At 70.0% G+C, this 16,806-nt stretch carries 13 protein-coding genes and 1 pseudogene; 9 read left to right on the top strand and 5 right to left on the bottom strand.

What is annotated here, in order from left to right:
* Positions 1–15 precede the first annotated feature (15 nt).
* Both AC1UKG_RS07755 and AC1UKG_RS07750 read right to left on the bottom strand, forming a co-directional pair.
* Positions 16–1,407, bottom strand: coding sequence for an FAD-binding oxidoreductase (locus tag AC1UKG_RS07755; RefSeq protein ID WP_018742381.1), 1,392 nt, complete (start codon positions 1,405–1,407; stop codon positions 16–18).
* A 124-nt stretch (positions 1,408–1,531) separates the two neighbouring features.
* Complete coding sequence (locus AC1UKG_RS07750) at positions 1,532–2,746, bottom strand: acyltransferase family protein (RefSeq protein ID WP_018742380.1); 1,215 nt, start codon at positions 2,744–2,746, stop codon at positions 1,532–1,534.
* Positions 2,747–3,040: 294 nt separating this feature from the next.
* On the opposite strand from AC1UKG_RS07750, the gene AC1UKG_RS07745 reads away from it, so the two are divergent.
* From AC1UKG_RS07745 to AC1UKG_RS07735, 3 genes are all read left to right on the top strand, one after another.
* Positions 3,041–3,883, top strand: coding sequence for an SAM-dependent methyltransferase (locus AC1UKG_RS07745; protein ID WP_482642617.1), 843 nt, complete (start codon positions 3,041–3,043; stop codon positions 3,881–3,883).
* 37 nt (positions 3,884–3,920) lie between these two features.
* On the top strand, positions 3,921–5,477 hold the full coding sequence (locus tag AC1UKG_RS07740; protein ID WP_482642618.1) for a methyltransferase domain-containing protein: 1,557 nt from the start codon (positions 3,921–3,923) through the stop codon (positions 5,475–5,477).
* Between the two features lie 193 nt (positions 5,478–5,670).
* Complete coding sequence (locus tag AC1UKG_RS07735) at positions 5,671–6,903, top strand: DUF6596 domain-containing protein (RefSeq protein WP_018813322.1); 1,233 nt, start codon at positions 5,671–5,673, stop codon at positions 6,901–6,903.
* Positions 6,904–6,926: 23 nt separating this feature from the next.
* Here AC1UKG_RS07735 and AC1UKG_RS07730 read toward each other — a convergent pair whose 3' ends face one another.
* On the bottom strand, positions 6,927–8,495 hold the full coding sequence (locus AC1UKG_RS07730; protein WP_482642619.1) for an MFS transporter: 1,569 nt from the start codon (positions 8,493–8,495) through the stop codon (positions 6,927–6,929).
* 223 nt (positions 8,496–8,718) lie between these two features.
* On the opposite strand from AC1UKG_RS07730, the gene AC1UKG_RS07725 reads away from it, so the two are divergent.
* Positions 8,719–9,072: a YciI family protein gene (locus AC1UKG_RS07725; RefSeq protein WP_018742375.1), complete on the top strand. Its 354-nt coding sequence runs from the start codon at positions 8,719–8,721 to the stop codon at positions 9,070–9,072.
* A 62-nt stretch (positions 9,073–9,134) separates the two neighbouring features.
* On the opposite strand, the gene AC1UKG_RS07720 is transcribed toward AC1UKG_RS07725, so the two are convergent.
* Both AC1UKG_RS07720 and AC1UKG_RS07715 read right to left on the bottom strand, forming a co-directional pair.
* Positions 9,135–9,713, bottom strand: a complete 579-nt coding sequence (locus AC1UKG_RS07720; RefSeq protein ID WP_018742374.1) for a dihydrofolate reductase family protein — start codon at positions 9,711–9,713, stop codon at positions 9,135–9,137.
* Between the two features lie 179 nt (positions 9,714–9,892).
* On the bottom strand, positions 9,893–10,666 hold the full coding sequence (locus AC1UKG_RS07715; protein ID WP_018742373.1) for an SDR family oxidoreductase: 774 nt from the start codon (positions 10,664–10,666) through the stop codon (positions 9,893–9,895).
* Positions 10,667–10,869: 203 nt separating this feature from the next.
* Here AC1UKG_RS07715 and AC1UKG_RS07710 point away from each other — a divergent pair, with 203 nt between their 5' ends.
* From AC1UKG_RS07710 to AC1UKG_RS07690, 5 genes and pseudogenes are all read left to right on the top strand, one after another.
* Complete coding sequence (locus AC1UKG_RS07710; RefSeq protein ID WP_018742372.1) at positions 10,870–12,396, top strand: FAD-binding oxidoreductase; 1,527 nt, start codon at positions 10,870–10,872, stop codon at positions 12,394–12,396.
* Positions 12,397–12,541: 145 nt separating this feature from the next.
* Positions 12,542–13,558, top strand: a complete 1,017-nt coding sequence (locus tag AC1UKG_RS07705) for an alcohol dehydrogenase catalytic domain-containing protein (RefSeq protein WP_026271116.1) — start codon at positions 12,542–12,544, stop codon at positions 13,556–13,558.
* Positions 13,559–13,568: 10 nt separating this feature from the next.
* Entirely contained in the window at positions 13,569–14,912 is a 1,344-nt protein-coding gene (locus tag AC1UKG_RS07700) for an extracellular solute-binding protein (RefSeq protein ID WP_018742370.1), read from the top strand.
* 132 nt (positions 14,913–15,044) lie between these two features.
* Positions 15,045–15,134, top strand: a pseudogene (locus AC1UKG_RS07695) (siderophore-interacting protein); the annotation flags it as partial.
* A gap of 68 nt (positions 15,135–15,202) precedes the next feature.
* Positions 15,203–16,714, top strand: coding sequence for an MFS transporter (locus AC1UKG_RS07690; protein WP_482642620.1), 1,512 nt, complete (start codon positions 15,203–15,205; stop codon positions 16,712–16,714).
* Positions 16,715–16,806 lie beyond the last annotated feature (92 nt).

Genomic DNA, 16,806 nt, shown 5'->3' with positions numbered 1-16,806 from the left:
CGCCACCCGGCCCCGCTACTCGGCGGGCGGGATGTTGACGTTCAGCCGGAACACGTTATCCGGGTCGTAGCGGCGCTTGATACTGGCCAGCCGCCGGTACGTCGCCTCCGGGTACGCCTCCCGGACCCGCTCCGCGCCGTCGTCATACAGGAAGTTGACGTACGCGGCGTTCTCGCCCTGCCGCATGGCGGTGATGAACTCGGTGGTCCACTGCCAGTGCACCGGGGTCTCGGCGAGGTCGTCGTACACCGCCGCGGCGACGACCATCATCGCGCGGTTCCGGTGTGCGAACGCGGTCGCGTCCGCCGGCACCTGCGCCATGGCCCCGCCCAGCACGCGCAACTGTGCCACCGGCATCGTCGCGGTCGAGGTACCGAGCAACTCCAGGACCCGCTTGGCCGCGGCCAGGTCGAAGTCGTCGATGAACAGGTTCCGGGACACCGTGACCGGGTGGTAGTCAGGGTCCTCCGGCGGATAGACCTCCGGCATCGCCTTCGCCTCGATCAGGTCGGCCACCGGCGGGGCGATCGCGCGGAACGGCGCCATGGCCCGCTCCCCGGCCTCGAGATCGTCGCCGCAATACACCAACTCCGCCATGACGACCAACTGGCCGTGGTGCTCCTCCGGCAAGAACGGCATCGGCGGCGCCGGCATGACGTTCACGATGCTGGACAGCTCGTCCGGCGCAGCCTTGGCCGCCTCGAGGTAGGACACGATCACCTCTGCGGTGGCAGGCAGGACGAGCATGCCGGCGAGCACCTCACGGACCGGGTGCAGCCGGAACTGGAGCCGGGTGACCACGCCGAAGTTACCGCCGCCACCACGGATCGCCCAGAACAGGTCGGGGGCGTTGTCCGCGTCGGCGCGGACCAACTCGCCGTCGGCGGTGACGACGTCGGCCGCGAGCAGGCTGTCGATAGTCAGCCCATACCGACGTACCAGGTATCCCACGCCACCGCCGATGGTCAGTCCACCCAGGCCCACCGAGCCGGTATCACCGAACCCGGTCGCCAGCCCGTGCTCGGCGGCCGCCCGGGTGTACTCCAGCGAGGTCAGCCCCGGACCGGCCCAGGCGGTCCGCCCGGCCACGTCGATTTCGAGCTCACGGAGCGCGGACAGGTCGAGCACCAGCGCGTCGTCCCAGACGGCGTACGTGCTGTGTCCACCGCTACGCACCGCGAACGGCAGGCCGGTCTCCTTCGCGAACGCAATGACGCGGGCGACGTCGGCGGAGTCTGCCGCGCGGGCGATGACGGCCGGCCGCCGGTCAATGTTCCCGCTGAACACCCCACGCGCGTTCTCGTAGTCCGCATCGTCCGGCGTGATCACCTGGCCGGTGAGCTCCGCCCGCAACTGCGACACCCGGCTCGCGAGCCCGCTCGTCGGCACTGCCGTCGTGTCCCGCATGTAACGCCTCCCATTTCCTGGCGCCGGATCAGCCCAGGCGCGCACCTACTCAATGGTCGGAGCCGGGAAGGGGATTTCGACATCGCACATCGACCCGATCCCGGCGCCGCTCCACGGACTCCCGCTACGGCGCGGGTGGCGACCCGGCGGTCTCCGACCGGGCGTCCTCGGGCCGGGCCGGCCGAGGCACCGATTCCCTGCCCGACGGGCTCGGCCGGGTGTCAGCCGGCGCGGTGCCGGCTGCCCAGCGCCGCGAGCCGGACCAACGGCGCATCGCGGGCACCTCCACGAACCGGTGCAGGAGCCCGGCCAGCGCGAGGCAGAAGAGCAGCGCGCCGACCAGGAACAGTAGCGCCACCGGGGTGCTCCACGCCGGCCGCTGGGAGGCGTTGGCCGCCCAGTCGCCGCCCAACCCGGCGTGCAGGTTGAGGATCACGAACAGGTGCAGCAGGAAGAACGCATAGGAGATGTCGCCGAGCCAGACCATCGGACGGCTCTTCAGCCAGGTCGGACGTCCCCGCGTATCCGCGGTCGCCGCAGCCGCGATCAGGAAGCTCAGCGGCAACGGGTAGACCGAGGCAAACCCGTAGATGGTCGGCAGCTGCAGGGAGACCACGTAGACCAGCCCGGCGAGCAGCGCGGCCGGCGCGATACCGAGGTTGAACCACCGACCACTCAGGACGATGCGGGCCATGACCATGCCGAGCACGAACTCCAGCCCCCGGACCAGCGGGAAGAAGTGCGTGAACCACATCTGCGGCCAGGAGGTGTCCGGCATAAACGGGCTCGGGGGGTCCGCGGGCAGCAGCGTGAGCGCCACCACCGGCATCAGTAGGGCGGCCGCCGCCACGCCCGCGAACGCGTACCACAGCCTGCTCTCTCTGATCCTGGTCACCAAAGGTAGCAGCACGAAGGGGAACAACAGGTAGAAGACGACCTCGGCAGAGAGGGACCAGGTCACGCCGTTGATCGAGGTAGCCACGAAGTGGGGGTCCGGAATCCAGCTGTGGACCAGAAACAGCGTGGCGAGCGCGGACCCCGGATGGATCGACGCACCGGCTGCCAACAGCAATACGAGGGCGAGCGCATAGGCGGCGACGTGGTTGGGCAGGACCTTGACGGCCCGCCGCCGCCAGAATCGCCGCGGCCGGTCACCCGGCTGAGCCGACCAGGTGAGCACGAAGCCGCTCAGCACGAAGAAGAACGAGACGCCCAGAGCGCCCGCGTTGCCCGCCCAGAAGCTGTAGGCGCTCTGCACGCCACTGTCAGCGAAGACCGACAGGACCGTGCAGTGATAGACAAATACCAAAAAGGCCGCGACGAACCGCAGGCCGGTCAATGAGTCAAGCCGGCCCGATCCGGCTCCTACGGAGATACCCCTGACGCCCATATATGACCAACTCTCGATGTCATGAACTTTGAGGCAGGTTATTGCCACCAGGGACCGCCGAGTTCTTCCAGGTTGCCCAATCTGACCGCCAGCCGGCGGAGGGTTCCCTGGCAGGCCGCACCGGGACGCCGCTCGTCGGTCGCCGCCACGACCGACGCATTCATGAAGATGTCTGGCCCCACCGCCGCCGTAAGCATGGAGCGAGGGCTCGGATGGCCCAGCCCCAGGGCGAGAGGTGGAGCCATGCAGAGCTCGACAACCACGGGTGATCTGCCGGAGTCCGACGAGATCGCGGCGATGTTCGACGGGTCATCCGACATGTCGGACGCCTTCAACGACGGTCAGGTGCACCTGGCCTACTGGTACGACGACGAGGATCAGGCACCGTTGATCGAAGCGTCACAGCGGCTGACCCGCAAGGTGGCGGACTCGCTGTGGCTGCGCGAGGGCGAGCGGGTGCTCGACGTCGGCTGCGGCCTCGGCACCCCCGCGATCCAGCTCGCCGCCGAGTACGGGGTGCGGGTCACCGGCATCAACATCAGCACCCGTCAGGTGGCCGAAGCGCAAACCCGGGCCCGGGAAGCCGGACTGACCGACCGGGTGACGTTCCTGTGCAGTGACTACACCTCGCTGGAATTCCCGGATGGGAGCTTCGACGCGGTGGTGGCGATGGAGTCGCTCGTCTACACCAGCGACCTCGAAACCGCGCTCCGGGGCCTACATCGGGTGCTCCGTCCCGGCGGACGGCTGTCGTTGACCGAGACAACCCGGGAGGAGCTCGGCGTCGTGGCCGCCAGCCGCTTCGCCACCAATTTCGGGGCCCAGCGGCTACTGTCGGTGGACGACTGGCTGGACACGTTGCGGGAAACCGGTTTCGAACTGGTGGAATACCTGCAGTGCGGGCCACGGGTCTTCGGGATGGGCCCCAAATACGTGCAAGCCGTGGAAATCCGGCGCGCCGAACTGACCCGCCGTTTCGGCAAGGACGCCGTCAACGAACTGCGCCAGACGCTGGAACACTTCTTCACACCAGGCGCGCGCCAGATCGGCTACGCGGTTATCACCGTCAGCAAGCCCTCGCACTGAACCGCCCGGACGGCCAGCACCTGGAGAGGACCCATCCATGACCTATTCCACCGTACGATCGACCACCCGTGACCTGGTGGACGCATTCACCACAGCGCCACCCGAGCGCCGGGAGGTGGAGTTCCGACGGCTCACCGAGACGGTCTGGCGCGACGGCGCGCTCACCGACCACGCCGCCGCGGCCGTTGGCGATCTGCGGGCGGCCCTCGACCGGACGCAGGCGGCCCAACAGGGCTACCTGCTGGTGCTGCTGGGTCTGCTGGTCGAGGCGGAGTATCCCGAGACCAACGGCGCGGTGCACACCGCCGTGCGGGACGGGATGGAGCACTACCTCGACCTGGCGCGCGGCGTGACCGGCGACGAGCCGCTGACCTTCGCCATTCTGTACCTACTCGCGCACTTCCCCGCCGACCGCGACCGGATTCTGGACGCGGTGCGGGGGATCCGGCTGGCACCGGACGACCGGACCCGGCTGGACCGGTGCCTGAGCGAGCTCGACCACGACGACCCGGACCTCGGCCGGGCCTGGCCCTCACCCTGGGACTGGGGACTCACCGGGCAGGAGCGCGAATTCGACCGACGGTGGATCGCCGACCTCAGCCGCGAGCAGGTCACCCGCACCTGGCACTGGGACACCCGGTCGGTGTACGCGTACATGGGTGCCAAGGCGTACTGGGCGATCCAGCACGGGATGCCGAAGAACACCGCCTCCGCCGGACCGCGCGCGACGGTACCGGCCGGCGCCCCGCAGGAGCTTGCGCCGTCGGCCTACACCCGACATGACGCGCTGCGCTGCCCGCACTGCGGCGGCCGGCTTCGGCCCGACCCGAGCCGGCTGACCTGTCAGAGTTGCCACGCCGGGTACGCGGTCCGCCGCGGCGTGCTGGACCTTTCGCAGCGGTTGCGCCCCGGCACCGCGCTCAGCGAGACCCCAGCGGACGTCGAGAAGGACGTACTGCAGAACGCTGCGGCGATGCGGGGGATCGGCTTCCACTACGAGAGCGGGATGCGTCCGGCCTTCCTGAACGTCATGGGCATGAACTGGAACGACGCCGTGACTCCCGCCGACGAGGACGAGTACCTGACGTCCCGGTCGCGCGGCGCGACCGGGACGGTGCTCGACCTGGCTGCGGGCGCGGGCCGCTGGACCTCGGTGCTGGCCGATGCGGTGCGCCCGGAGCACGTCCTGGCGCTGGACCTCAGCGAGGAGATGCTGCTGGACCTGCGGACCCGGCTGCCGCACATCCCGGCGGTGCGCGCCAGCGCGGTGGACCTCCCGTTCGCCGACGCCAGCCTGGAGCGCATCAACTGCTGGAACGCACTACAGGCACTGCCGGACGCGGAACAGGCGATCAGCGAAATCGGCCGATGCCTGCGTCCGGGTGGAGTCCTGACGATGATGACCTTCGTCTGGGCACCCGACCCGGTCTACCGCTACTTCCAGCACTCCCACCACTTTCCGGCCCGGCCGGAGGGGTTCCCACTGTTCGAATCGGCGGAGGTGCACACCTGGCTGGACCGGGCTGGCCTCACCATTCGCCACCAGGACACGCCCGGAACGTTCCTGTTCATCACCGCGGAACGCCGGGCCTGACCCTCTGTGCCGGAGTACGTGCCCGCTCGTGCGCCGTCGCCCGTCCGGGTGACGGCGCCCGGGCCCGGCTTCGGCCGGCCGGACCCGCCACCCGGTATGCTGATTTGGAGATCGACTACCGTCGGGGCAGCCCGGCCGCCGTAACGATGCGGGAGGTACGGTGCGCACGCACGCGAGGGCGGACTCGCGGGTCGTGGACGTGTTGCGGGAGACGGCGCCACAGGTCCTCGCGACCATGGTCCGGCGTTTCCGGCAGTTCGAGGCCTGCGAGGACGCCGTGCAGGAGGCTCTGCTCGCGGCTTCTCTTCAGTGGCCCGACCAGGGAATCCCGGCGAACCCACGGGCGTGGCTCACCACCGTGGCGGCACGGCGTCTGACCGACCAGTGGCACAGCGACCAGGCGCGGCGGCGGCGCGAGGCCACCGCCGCGGTGCTCGGCACGCCCACCGAGTTCGCGGCGCCCGGCCCGGACGAGGCGCCCTCGGACCGCGACGACACCCTGGTGCTGCTGTTCCTCTGCTGTCACCCCGACCTGTCCCCGCCCTCGCAGGTGGCGCTCACCCTGCGCGCCTTCGGCGGCCTGACCACCGCCGAGATCGCCCGTGCCCTGCTCACGCCGGAGTCGACCGTCGCCCAGCGGATCAGCCGCGCCAAGCAGCGGATCAGGTCGGCGGGCATCCAGTACCCCCTGTCCGGCGAGATGTACACCAGCCGGCTCCGGATGGTGCTGCACGTGCTCTATCTGATCTTCAACGAGGGGTACGCCAGCACCTCGGGCCCGGACCTGCTGCGCGGCGAGCTGACCCGGGAGGCGATCCGGCTGACCCGGACGGTGTACCGGCTCCTGCCGGACGACGGCGAGGTCGCCGGCCTGTTGGCACTGATGCTGCTCACCGATGCCCGCAGCGGGGCCCGGACCACCCCGGACGGTGCCCTCATCCCGCTCGACGAGCAGGACCGCACCCGCTGGAGCCAGCAGGTCATCCAGCAGGGCACCGAGCTCGTCACCCGTGCGCTGGCCTCCGGCGGGCCGGTGGGCCAGTATCAGTTGCAGGCCGCCATCGCCGCGGTGCACGCGGAGGCGACACGGCCGCAGGACACCGACTGGCGTCAGATCTCCGCGCTGTACCAACTACTCGAGAAGACCTCCCCCAACCCCATGATCACCCTCAGTCGGGCCGTGGCCGAGGCGATGGTGTGCGGCCCCGAGGAGGGCCTCGCGCTGCTGGCGCCCCTCAACCGGGACAAGCGGATGCGTGATCACCACCGCTTCCACGCGGTACGCGGGCACCTGCTGGAAATGGCCGGAGATCTCAGCGCGGCCCGGGACTGCTACGAGGCGGCCGCGCAACGTACCAACAGCGTGCCCGAACAGCGCTACCTGGCCCTCCGCCGTAACCGGCTCAGCAATTCGACCCGCCGTTAGCACGCACCCGGCCCCGGTCGCGCCTACCGGGCCGGCGTCGGCTGGGTGCCCGACCCGGCCTCCTCCGCCGCGCTCGCCTCGTCGGCGCCGTCGCCGCGGAAACTGATGAGGAGAGCCAGGACCAGAGCCGCCATCACCGCCGCGGCGATCGCGGCCGCGACGTTCATCCCACTGGTGAACGCGTCGCGCGCCAGCGCGATGAGCCCCGGATCGCCGCTGGCCGTGGCGCCGCCGATCGTCTGGCGTGCGCTGTCGGCCACCGCCGACGGATAGGCGCTGAGGTCCGCGTCGGCCATCTGGCCGCGATAGACCGCAGCACCGGCGCTGCCCAGCAACGCCAGGCCCAGCGACGTACCGAACAGGTTGCTGGTCTCGGAGATCGACGCGGCCGAGCCGGCGCGCTCCGGCGGGGCGGAGCCGACCACGATCCCGGTGCCGAGCGCGAACAGCGGCCCAACGCCGAAGGCCACCACGGCGATCGACGCCACCACCCCGATCAGCCACCCGCTGGTCCCTGCCTGGGTGAGCACCAGCAACGCGACCGCGGATCCGCTCACCCCGAGAGTGATCGCGGTCTGCGGCCGCATGCCGCGCACCAGGACCGGCGCCAGCAGGCTGCCCGCCGCGATACCCAGCCCGGTGGCGGACATCCAGAGCCCCGACTCGCTGGTCGAACGACCGGCGACGCTCTGAATGTACTGGGCGGTGAACATGCTGGTCCCGCCGAACGCGCCAGAGCCGACGAGCATCGCGGGCAGCACCACCCGGATCTTCCGTTGCCGCAGCAGGCTCAGGTCCAGCAGGGGGTTGGGCAGGCGGAGCTGCCGGCGCACGAAGAGGACGGCGACAACCAGGCCGACCACGATCGCACCGACCGCCACCGGCAGGTCGGTCTCGTCGGCGGCAAGGTTCTTGATGCCGTAGATGATCGGCAGGACGGCCGCCAGCGACAACGCCACGCTGACCAGATCGATCCGCCCGATCGCCTCCGGGTTGCGGTACTCCGGCAGCAACGACGGCCCGGCGACCAGCAACAGCACCATCACCGGCACCGCGATGAGGAACACCGACCCCCACCACCAGTGGTCCAGCATGACCCCACCGACCACCGGGCCGGTGGCACCGCCGGCGAACAGGCAGGTCGCCCAGACGGAGATCGCGACTCCGCGCTGCCGGTCGTCCCGGAACATGTTGCTGATCAGCGCCAGGGTCGAGGGCGCGATGGTGGCCCCCGCGACACCGAGCAGGGCCCGGGAGAAGATCAGCATCTCCGGGCTGTTCGAGTATGCCGTCAGGACCGAGGCGAGGGCGAACCCGACCGCACCGATCAGCAACAGCCGGCGGCGGCCGATCCGGTCCCCCAGCGTGCCCATCGTGATCACGAAGCCGGCGAGCAGGAAGGTGTAGATGTCGGTGATCCAGAGCTGCTGGCTACTGGTGGCTCCGAGGTCGGAGCTCAGGTGCGGCAACGCCAGAAAGAGAACACCGATGTCGAAGGCCACCAGCAGGGTGGCGACGGCCAGAACAGCCAGGCCGGTCCACTCACGGCGCCCGGCGCGTTGATTCGGCGCAGCTGATGTCGCGTCTCGCATGCGAGTCTTCCTCTCTGCACGAGCCCCGGTGAGGCGAGGCATTGCTTCCCTTATGAGTCGGACCCGGGCCGGTGATCTCGACATCTCCCTCCCCGGCACCACGGACACGCGGTGTTCCCGCGCTGTTCGTTGCCGGCGTACTGTGTCGCACATAGAATTCGCACTCCCTGCCCGGTATGCGTAGCGCGCTGGGAAGCTGAGAAGGAGCCCGGACTTGAAGTACATGCTGCTCATCCACAACGACCCCGCCGCCATGCAGCGCCTCTCCCAGGCCGAGCAGGAAAAGATCATGGCAGATGTCGGCGGAATCATGAAAGAACTCACCGCCAATCGCGAGCTGATTGGCGGCGCCGCCCTGACCGATGTCTCCCAGAGCCGGACCGTAAGGGTGGTCGACGGAGCGGTGGCGACGACCGACGGTCCATTCGCGGAGGTGAAGGAGCACCTGGCGGGCTACATCACGGTGGACGTACCGAGCCTGGAGCGGGCCATCGAGATCGCCTCCCGGTGGCCCGACGCCCGCACCGGCGCGATGGAGGTACGCCCGATCCTCGACACGATCACCGCCGACGAGTAGGTAGACGCCGACGAGCCTGCGGCGGCGGTGACGCCCAGGAACGCCACCGCCGCCGCAGGCAGTCAGCGTGCCGATGCCTGGTGCGCTGGCTGATACTGCAAAATCACCGCCGAGGAGTCGGCGGTCCGGGCGTTGACCAGCTGAAGGTTCACCCGCTGCTCCGGCTCGCGGAACAGCGGATTGCCTCCGCCGAGCACGACCGGCTGCACGGCGACGTGATACTCGTCGATCAGCCCCAGCGCCGTCAGCGCGGCCGGCAGCCGGGAACCGCCGCTGAGCAGCAGGTCCTTGCCCGGCTGCCGCTTGAGCGCGGTCACCTCGTCGTGGAGGTTGCCACCGATCACCCGGGTGTTCCAGTCGGCCTCCTCCAGGGTCTGGGAGAAGACAACCTTCGGCGTCTCGCGCCAGATCGGCGCAAACTTCAGATCGTGCTCGTCTTCCGAGATCGACTCCGCATTCGGCCAGTAGCCGGACATCATCTCCCACACACCCCGGCCATACAGGAAGGTGTCCGCCCGCTCGTGTAAGCGGTCGCTGTACTCCCCGATCTCCGGGCCGAGCGAAGCCCAGTCGAACTCGCCATTCGGCCCGTCGACATACCCGTCCACCGACGTCATCACCCACTGGATGATCTTCCGCATGGGTGTGTCCCCCTCTGCTGTCGCGATTCCGTCCAGGACGTGACACCTGATGCCGAGCCCTGTGGGGGGTGGGTCCCTCAAGTAACTCGAACCCGTCGGGCAGTTCTCGACAGTTCACGGCACACATCACCTGATCGCGGGACCACAAGGATCGGCAGAACCGGGGGTCACCGGGGTGGTCAGTGGTGGTACTCGCCACCGTTGACGTCGAGGCACTGCCCGGTGATGGCGCGGGCCAGGTCCGAAGCCAGGAACAGCACCGCGTCGGCCACCTCCGCGGCCTCCGGCAGCCGGCGCAGGTCCAGGTTCGCCGCGGTCTCCTCGTAGATCTGCTCGGTGGTCACGCCACGCTGGGCCGCGAGGTGGTCGTAGTACTGCCGCAGCGGGGCGGCCCAGATATTGCCCGGCACCACGACATTGACCCGCACCCCCTGGGGGCCCAGCTCGGCGGCGAGCGTCTGGGCCAGCGAGATCAACGCACCCTTGGTCATCTTGTACGCGCCGAAGCCGGGCCGGGACAGTCGGGCCGCCACCGAGCTGACCATGACGATCGAGCCGCCGGCCGCCGCCAGGTGTCCGGCCGCAAGCTGGGTCAGCCGCAGCGCGCCGAACACGTCGGTGTCCATCTCCGCGTGTATGTCGGCCGGGTCCACCTCGGCCAGTGGGACCAGCGGGGGCACCGCGAACGCGTTGTTCACGAGCACGTCCACTCGACCGAAGGCGTTTACCGCCGACTGCACGAGGTGGTCCGCCGCGGCCGGGTCGGTGATGTCCGTCGGCACCACAACCGCCTTCCGGCCGGTCTGTTCCACCTCCGCAGCAACCTCCTCCAGGACGGTCCTGCCCCGGGCGGCGAGCACCACGTCGGCGCCGGCCCGAGCCGAACCCACCGCGACCGCCCGGCCGAGACCGGGCCCAACCCCGGAAACGATCACAACCTTGTCCTGCAGCATCGGCACACTCCTCGGCTTGTCTGTTCCGGCCCGCGCCTCGTCCCTGCGCCGCGGTGGCCCGACCCATCGTGGCACCGCCGGCCCGCCGGCTCCTCTCTCACGTTGCGCGACTGCGGCGACCGGACCCATGCACCCGGCACGGTGGAAGATGCGACCGACTCGCGCGGGTGTGAGCCTCTGGTGGAACGTCATGGGAGGACGCTTTGATCGAAGAGCAGAAGCACGGGCGGCCGGCGCACGCCACCACCGTCGCCCCCGCCGATCCCCGCTACCCCAGCCTGGTGGAGGGTTACAACCACCGGTTCACGGGCCGGCCGGAGTACGTCCGGCTCGCGAGCAGCACCGTCCACGTCGTGGAGGCGATCAACGAGGCCGTCTCCGCGGGCAGGCGGATCGGGGTACGCAGCGGCGGCCACTGCTTCGAGGACTTCTCCACCTCCCCCGACGTCGCGGTCCTACTGGACCTGTCGCCGATGAACGGTGTGCGGTACGACCCCCGCAGGCGTGCGATCGAGGTGGAAGCCGGCGCCACGCTCGGCCGGGTCTACCCGGCGCTGCACGACGCCTGGGGCGTGACGATACCGGGCGGCACCTGCTTCGAGGTGGGCATGGGTGGGCACGTTACCGGGGGCGGATACGGCCATTTGTCCCGCCGACACGGGCTGGTCGTTGACCACCTCTACGCGGTGGAGGTGGTGGTGGTCAACCCCGCCGGCCAGGCTGAGGTGCTGGTGGCCACGCGGGAACCGAATGACCGCTACCGGGACCTGTGGTGGGCGATGACCGGTGGCGGCGGCGGGAGTTTCGGTGTGGTGACGCGGTTCTGGCTACGCAGCCCAGAGGCACACGGTGCCGACCCCTCCCGGATGCTGCCGCGGGCGCCGGAGCACATCCGGCGCCGCGACGTGTTGTGGTCGTGGGACGGGATGAGCGAGGCCGCCCTCGCCCGCCTGATCGGGAACTACTGCGGGTGGCTGGAGCACAACAGCGCGCCGGGGACGCCGGCCGCGAACCTGTGGAGCAACCTCATCGTGATGCACCGCTCGGGCGGCGTCGTCTCCATGACAGCCGTGGTGGACGAGGCGGCGCCGGACGCGGAGCGGCTACTGGCGGACCAGTTACACGCGATGGCCGATGGCACTGGCCTGACCCCATCGACCGACGACGAGCAGGTGGTGCCGTGGATGACGTCGTGGATGCCGTCCTACAGCTGGCCCAGCGACCCGCGGGCACGGTACAAGCACAAGGCGGCGTATCTGCGACGCCGGCCCGCCGACGACCAACTCGCCACGATCGCCCGGTATCTGGGCGACCAAAGCTACGCCAACCCGATGGCCAATGTGGTGCTGACCGCCTTCGGGGGCCAGGTCAACGCGGTGGGCCAGAGTGCCACCGCCAACGCCCAGCGCGACAGTGTCGTCAAGGCGTCCTACAGCACCGGTGGTTGGCACTCGCCGGACGACGACGAGCGGCACATCGACTGGGTCCGCCGGTTCTACCGGGATGTGTACGCGGACACCGGTGGGGTCCCGGTGCCCGGTGCGATCAGCGACGGGTCATATGTCGGCTACCCCGACGTGGACCTGGCCGACCCGACGTGGAACACCTCCGGTGTCGCCTGGCACACGCTCTACTTCAAGGACAACTATCCACGGCTGCAGCAGGTGAAGCAGCGGTACGACCCGCTCGACATCTTTCGGCACCGGCTGTCGGTCCGGCTGCCGGCCTGAACGTCACCACCTCTACCCATCCAACTCTGTGACCGCGCGAATGCCGAGGTTCCGCCATGAGACGTCGCTGTCCTGTCGTGATAGACCCGTCCGGCCCGCACCGACCCGCCGGTGACACGCTGCCCCAGCTGACCGGGGAGCGACGGTGAGGGCCGCAGTGGTTGCCCGCCCGGGTGCGCGCTGGGAACTCCGTGACGTGCCAGTCCCCCAGCCGGGCCCCGGCGAGGTCCTGATCCGAGTCCGAGCCAGTGGGGTGTGCCACAACGACATCTGGCTGACCAATGGCGTCTACCCGTTCCCACAGATCGAACCGATGATCACCGGTCACGAGCCGGCCGGTGAGGTGGTGGCGGTGGGCGCGAACGTCACCACCCGGGAGGTCGGTGACCGGGTCGGCGCCACCTGGGTCCAGGCGGGCTGCGGGGCGTGCGCCTACTGCGCGATGAAACTGCCGGTCACCGGGCAGACCGCGATGCACTGCGCCGCCCCGGTGCTGACCGGGATGACGGCGCAGGGCGGCCACGCCGAGTTCGTGGCGGTCCGGGCGGAGAGCACGGTGCCGATTCCCGACAGCGTCTCCTACCGCCAGGCCGCTCCGATGCTCTGCGCCGGCTACACCGCGCTCAGCGCCCTGCACGCGGCCGAGCCCCGCCCGGGCGACCGCGTCGCTGTGCTCGGCATCGGCGGTCTCGGCCACCTGGCGATCCAGTTCGCCCGCGCCCTCGGCCACGAGGTCGTCGCGATCACCCGCTCCCCGGACAAGCACGCGACGGCCCGAGCCCTCGGCGCCAGCGTCGTGGTACGCGACGGCGGCGAACTACGCGCCGCTGGCGGCGCCGACGTCGTGCTGGTCACCGGGACGTCGTACCCGGCCGGCGCGGAGGCGATGAAGGGCCTGCGGCTGAACGGACGGCTGGTGCTCGCCTCGATCGACCCGTCCGGCAGCTTCACCATCGATCCCGGCCAGGGCTTCTTCGCCAACGGTCAGCGGATCTCCGCCGCCGGCCACGACGGCCTGCACCACGTCGCCGAGGCGCTCGACCTGGTCGCGTCCGGCAAGGTCACGCCCGCCGTGGAGACCTTCACCTCCGCGGATGTCGCCGAGGCCGTCGAGCGGGTGGACCAGGGACAGGTCCGCTTCCGCGCGGTCGTCACCTACTGAGGACGAAGCGATGAGACAGCACCGCGACACCCGAACCGTCATCACCATGTGGATGCCGCACTATCCGGTGATGCCCTGGTTCACCGGCCGGGTCCGGGAGCTGGCAGCCGACTTCGAGGCAGCCCATCCCGAATACCGGATCCAGGTCGATGGGCACGACTGGCTCGACCTGCCCAACGCCGTGCACCGGGCCGCCGCGACGAACACGGCACCGACAGTCGCCCAGTACTTCTACACCTCGACGCAGGAGGCGTACGACACCCGCCGGGCCGACGAAACGCCGCAGTTCACCTCGGTCGAACGGGCGATCGCCGGACGCACCGAGATACTCGGTGAACCGGTTGTTCTCGCCGACATGCTGCCCGCGGCCCGGGACTACTACGTCTACGACGGCGCGGTTGCCGCCATGCCGCCGCTCACCTCCACCACCCTGCTGTACGCCAACACCACCCTGCTCGCCGCCGCCGGGATCACCGACGTTCCCCGGACCTGGCACGAGCTTGACGTGGCCTGCAAGGCGGTCGCCGGGCTGCCCGGCGGGCCGGCACACGCCATCACCTGGCCCAATCACGGCTGGCTGTTCCAGCAGTCCGTGGCCCAGCAGGGCGGGCTGCTCGCCGACCACGACAACGGCCGGGACGGGCGCGCACGCTCCGTCTACCTGGCCTCCGACGAGATGCTGGCGTACGTCCGCTGGTGGCAGCGGCTGCACCGGGACGGCCACTACCTCTACCAGGACAGCGCGGACGCGGTTGACTGGGAGGCCAACTACCAGGCGTTCGCCGGACAGCGGGTGGCGTTCGCCCTGACCACTTCGGTCGTGGCGGCGCGGATGGTCGAGGCCGGGCGCCGGGGCGGATTCGAGGTGCGGGCGTGCCGCATGCCGCACAACGGGGAGGTGCCGTACGCCGGCAACGTGATCGGCGGCGACTCGCTGTGGCTCTCGGACGGCCTGGACCCGGTGACCCGGGACGGCGCGCTGGCGTTCATCCAATTCCTGAGCAACCCGGCGAACGCCGCCGCCCGCCACCGGGAAACGAACTTCGTCCCGGTGACCCGGGGCGCCGTCGCGCTGCTCGAGGAGCAGGGCTGGTTCGCGGAGAACCCGCACCACTGGGCCGCCGTGGACCAGCTCGCGGCCAACACTGGCACACCGGCGGGGCGCGGTGCGCTACTCGGCGACTTCGCCGGAATCCAGACCGTGCTGACCCGGGCCATGCACGACGTCCTGACCGGCGAGGCGTCCGCGGACACCCGCTTCCGGCAGGCCACCGGTGAGGCGCAGCGCCTGCTCGACAACTACGACGACTACCTCCGCGGCCGGCGACCGCGCGGGCACATCCAGATCCACTGACTCCAGCGTCAGGTCACCGAGGTCGGAGATCTACTCCTTGATAGATCACGTAATATCGCCCTTCGCAGTACCATCGACGTTTCCGCTTAGGTTAAGCTAGCCTAACTTAGGCTGACCTTGGCTGGGGGCTTTGTGAAAAGGAACTGGGAGGGCCTGGTCCTCCGGGCCATGGACGGCCGGGGTTTTCGGCTCACCGTGTTGGGCACCGAGTCGGTCGCCGGGGCGCTACCAGTGGCGGGTCGCCTGATGGGCCTCGGAAGCCAGACCACGAACGACGACACCACGGCGCGATGAGCGGCGCTTCAGCGACCGCGCCCGCGCCGGTCGACCTCCCCGTCGCAGGCGGCAAGGTCCCACACCGCTGGCTGATCCTCGCGATCCTCTGCCTGACCCAACTCGTCGTCGTGCTGGACAACACCGTGTTGACGGTGGCGGTTCCGGTACTCACGGTGGAACTCGGCGCCAGCACCGCCGACGCGCAGTGGATGATCAACGCGTACGCGTTGGTGCTGTCTGGACTGCTGCTCAGCGCGGGCAGTGCCGTGGACCGGTACGGACGACGGCGGATGTTGCTGGTCGGGCTGGTGCTGTTCGGCGTGGGCTCGCTGGCGGCCGGCCTCGCCAGCACCTCCGAGCAGTTGATCGCCGCGCGCGCCGGAATGGGCGTGGGAGGCGCGCTGCTGGTCACCGCCACCCTCGCCATCGCCATGCAGATCTTCGACTCCGCCGAGCGGTCCCGGGCGATCGGGATCTGGGCGGCGACCAGCGCGTTGGGCTTCGCCGCCGGGCCACCGATCGGCGGGATCGTCCTCGCCCACCTGCCCTGGGGCGCGATCTTCCTGATGAACATCCCGATCGTGCTGGTCTGTCTGCTCGCCGGCCGGGCGCTGATCCCGGAATCACGCAATCCTGCCAGCGGCCGTCTCGACCTGGTCGGCGTGGCGCTCTCCACCGTCGGCCTGACCGCGATCGTCTGGGCGATCATCTCCGGTCCGGAGCTCGGGTGGGCCTCCACGAAGGTACTCGGCGCGGGCATCGCCGGCGTGCTGCTGCTGGTGCTCTTCGTCCGCTGGGAGCAGCGGGTCGCCCATCCGATGCTGGACATGGACTTCTTCCGGAACCGCCGCTTTGTCGGCGCGGTCTGTGGCGTGGTGCTGATCACGTTCGGCGCCACGGGCGCGCTCTTCCTCCTCACCCAGCACCTGCAGTTCGTCCGCGGCTACCCGGCCTGGGAGGCGGGGCTGAGGATGGTGCCGTTCGCACTCTCCATCGTGGTGCTCAACGTTGGCGGTATTGCCACGCGGATAAACCGCCGGCTGGGGCTACCGGCCGCCATCGCCACCGGAATGATCCTGCTCGCCGGCGGGCTGACGTTGGTTACCCACGTTCCCGCCGAGGGCTACGGCACGCTGCTGGCCGGGTTACTCATCATGGGTACGGGCTGCGCGTTGGCGAACCCAGCGATCGTTGAGGCGGTGATGAGCGCGATCCCCACGGAGAAGGCGGGCGCCGGGGCCGGTGTGGACGGCACCATGACCGAGGTTGGTAGCAGTCTCGGCATCGCCGTGCTGGGTGCGGTGCTCAACGCCCGCTTCGCCGCGCTGCTGCCCGCCGCGCTGGCCGGTGCCGGCTCCTTCCCCGCGGCCCTGGCCGCGGCGGGCCCGGACCGGGCGGCGGTCACCGCCGCCTTCGCCGACGCGTTGCGTACCGGCCAGACGGTGGGGGCGGTGGCCGTCCTGGTCGGCGGCCTCGTCGCCGCCGCCCTGCTGCACCGCGCCGACCGCATCTCCGCCCGCGGCTGAGCATCCGCCGCCGACGTGGTCGGGTTCCGTGTTCTGTTCCCGCAGGGCTCCCGACAAACCCACTGTGATCGACGTCGCCCGTCGTCGGCACC

It is taken from the genome of Salinispora sp. CH2A1_6, assembly GCF_056820975.1.
The sequence above is the reverse complement of the archived record's forward strand: the minus strand, read 5'-3'. Positions and strand labels throughout refer to the sequence as shown.

Excerpts from the sequence above, each read along its gene's own strand:
- AC1UKG_RS07755 (WP_018742381.1), bottom strand. The coding sequence starts at position 1,407 with ATGCGGGACACGACGGCAGTGCCGACGAGCGGGCTCGCGAGCCGGGTG.
- AC1UKG_RS07745 (WP_482642617.1), top strand. The coding sequence starts at position 3,041 with ATGCAGAGCTCGACAACCACGGGTGATCTGCCGGAGTCCGACGAGATC.
- AC1UKG_RS07740 (WP_482642618.1), top strand. The coding sequence starts at position 3,921 with ATGACCTATTCCACCGTACGATCGACCACCCGTGACCTGGTGGACGCA.
- AC1UKG_RS07730 (WP_482642619.1), bottom strand. The coding sequence starts at position 8,495 with ATGCGAGACGCGACATCAGCTGCGCCGAATCAACGCGCCGGGCGCCGT.
- AC1UKG_RS07725 (WP_018742375.1), top strand. The coding sequence starts at position 8,719 with ATGCTGCTCATCCACAACGACCCCGCCGCCATGCAGCGCCTCTCCCAG.
- AC1UKG_RS07720 (WP_018742374.1), bottom strand. The coding sequence starts at position 9,713 with ATGCGGAAGATCATCCAGTGGGTGATGACGTCGGTGGACGGGTATGTC.
- AC1UKG_RS07715 (WP_018742373.1), bottom strand. The coding sequence starts at position 10,666 with ATGCTGCAGGACAAGGTTGTGATCGTTTCCGGGGTTGGGCCCGGTCTC.
- AC1UKG_RS07700 (WP_018742370.1), top strand. The coding sequence starts at position 13,569 with ATGAGACAGCACCGCGACACCCGAACCGTCATCACCATGTGGATGCCG.
- AC1UKG_RS07690 (WP_482642620.1), top strand. The coding sequence starts at position 15,203 with ATGAGCGGCGCTTCAGCGACCGCGCCCGCGCCGGTCGACCTCCCCGTC.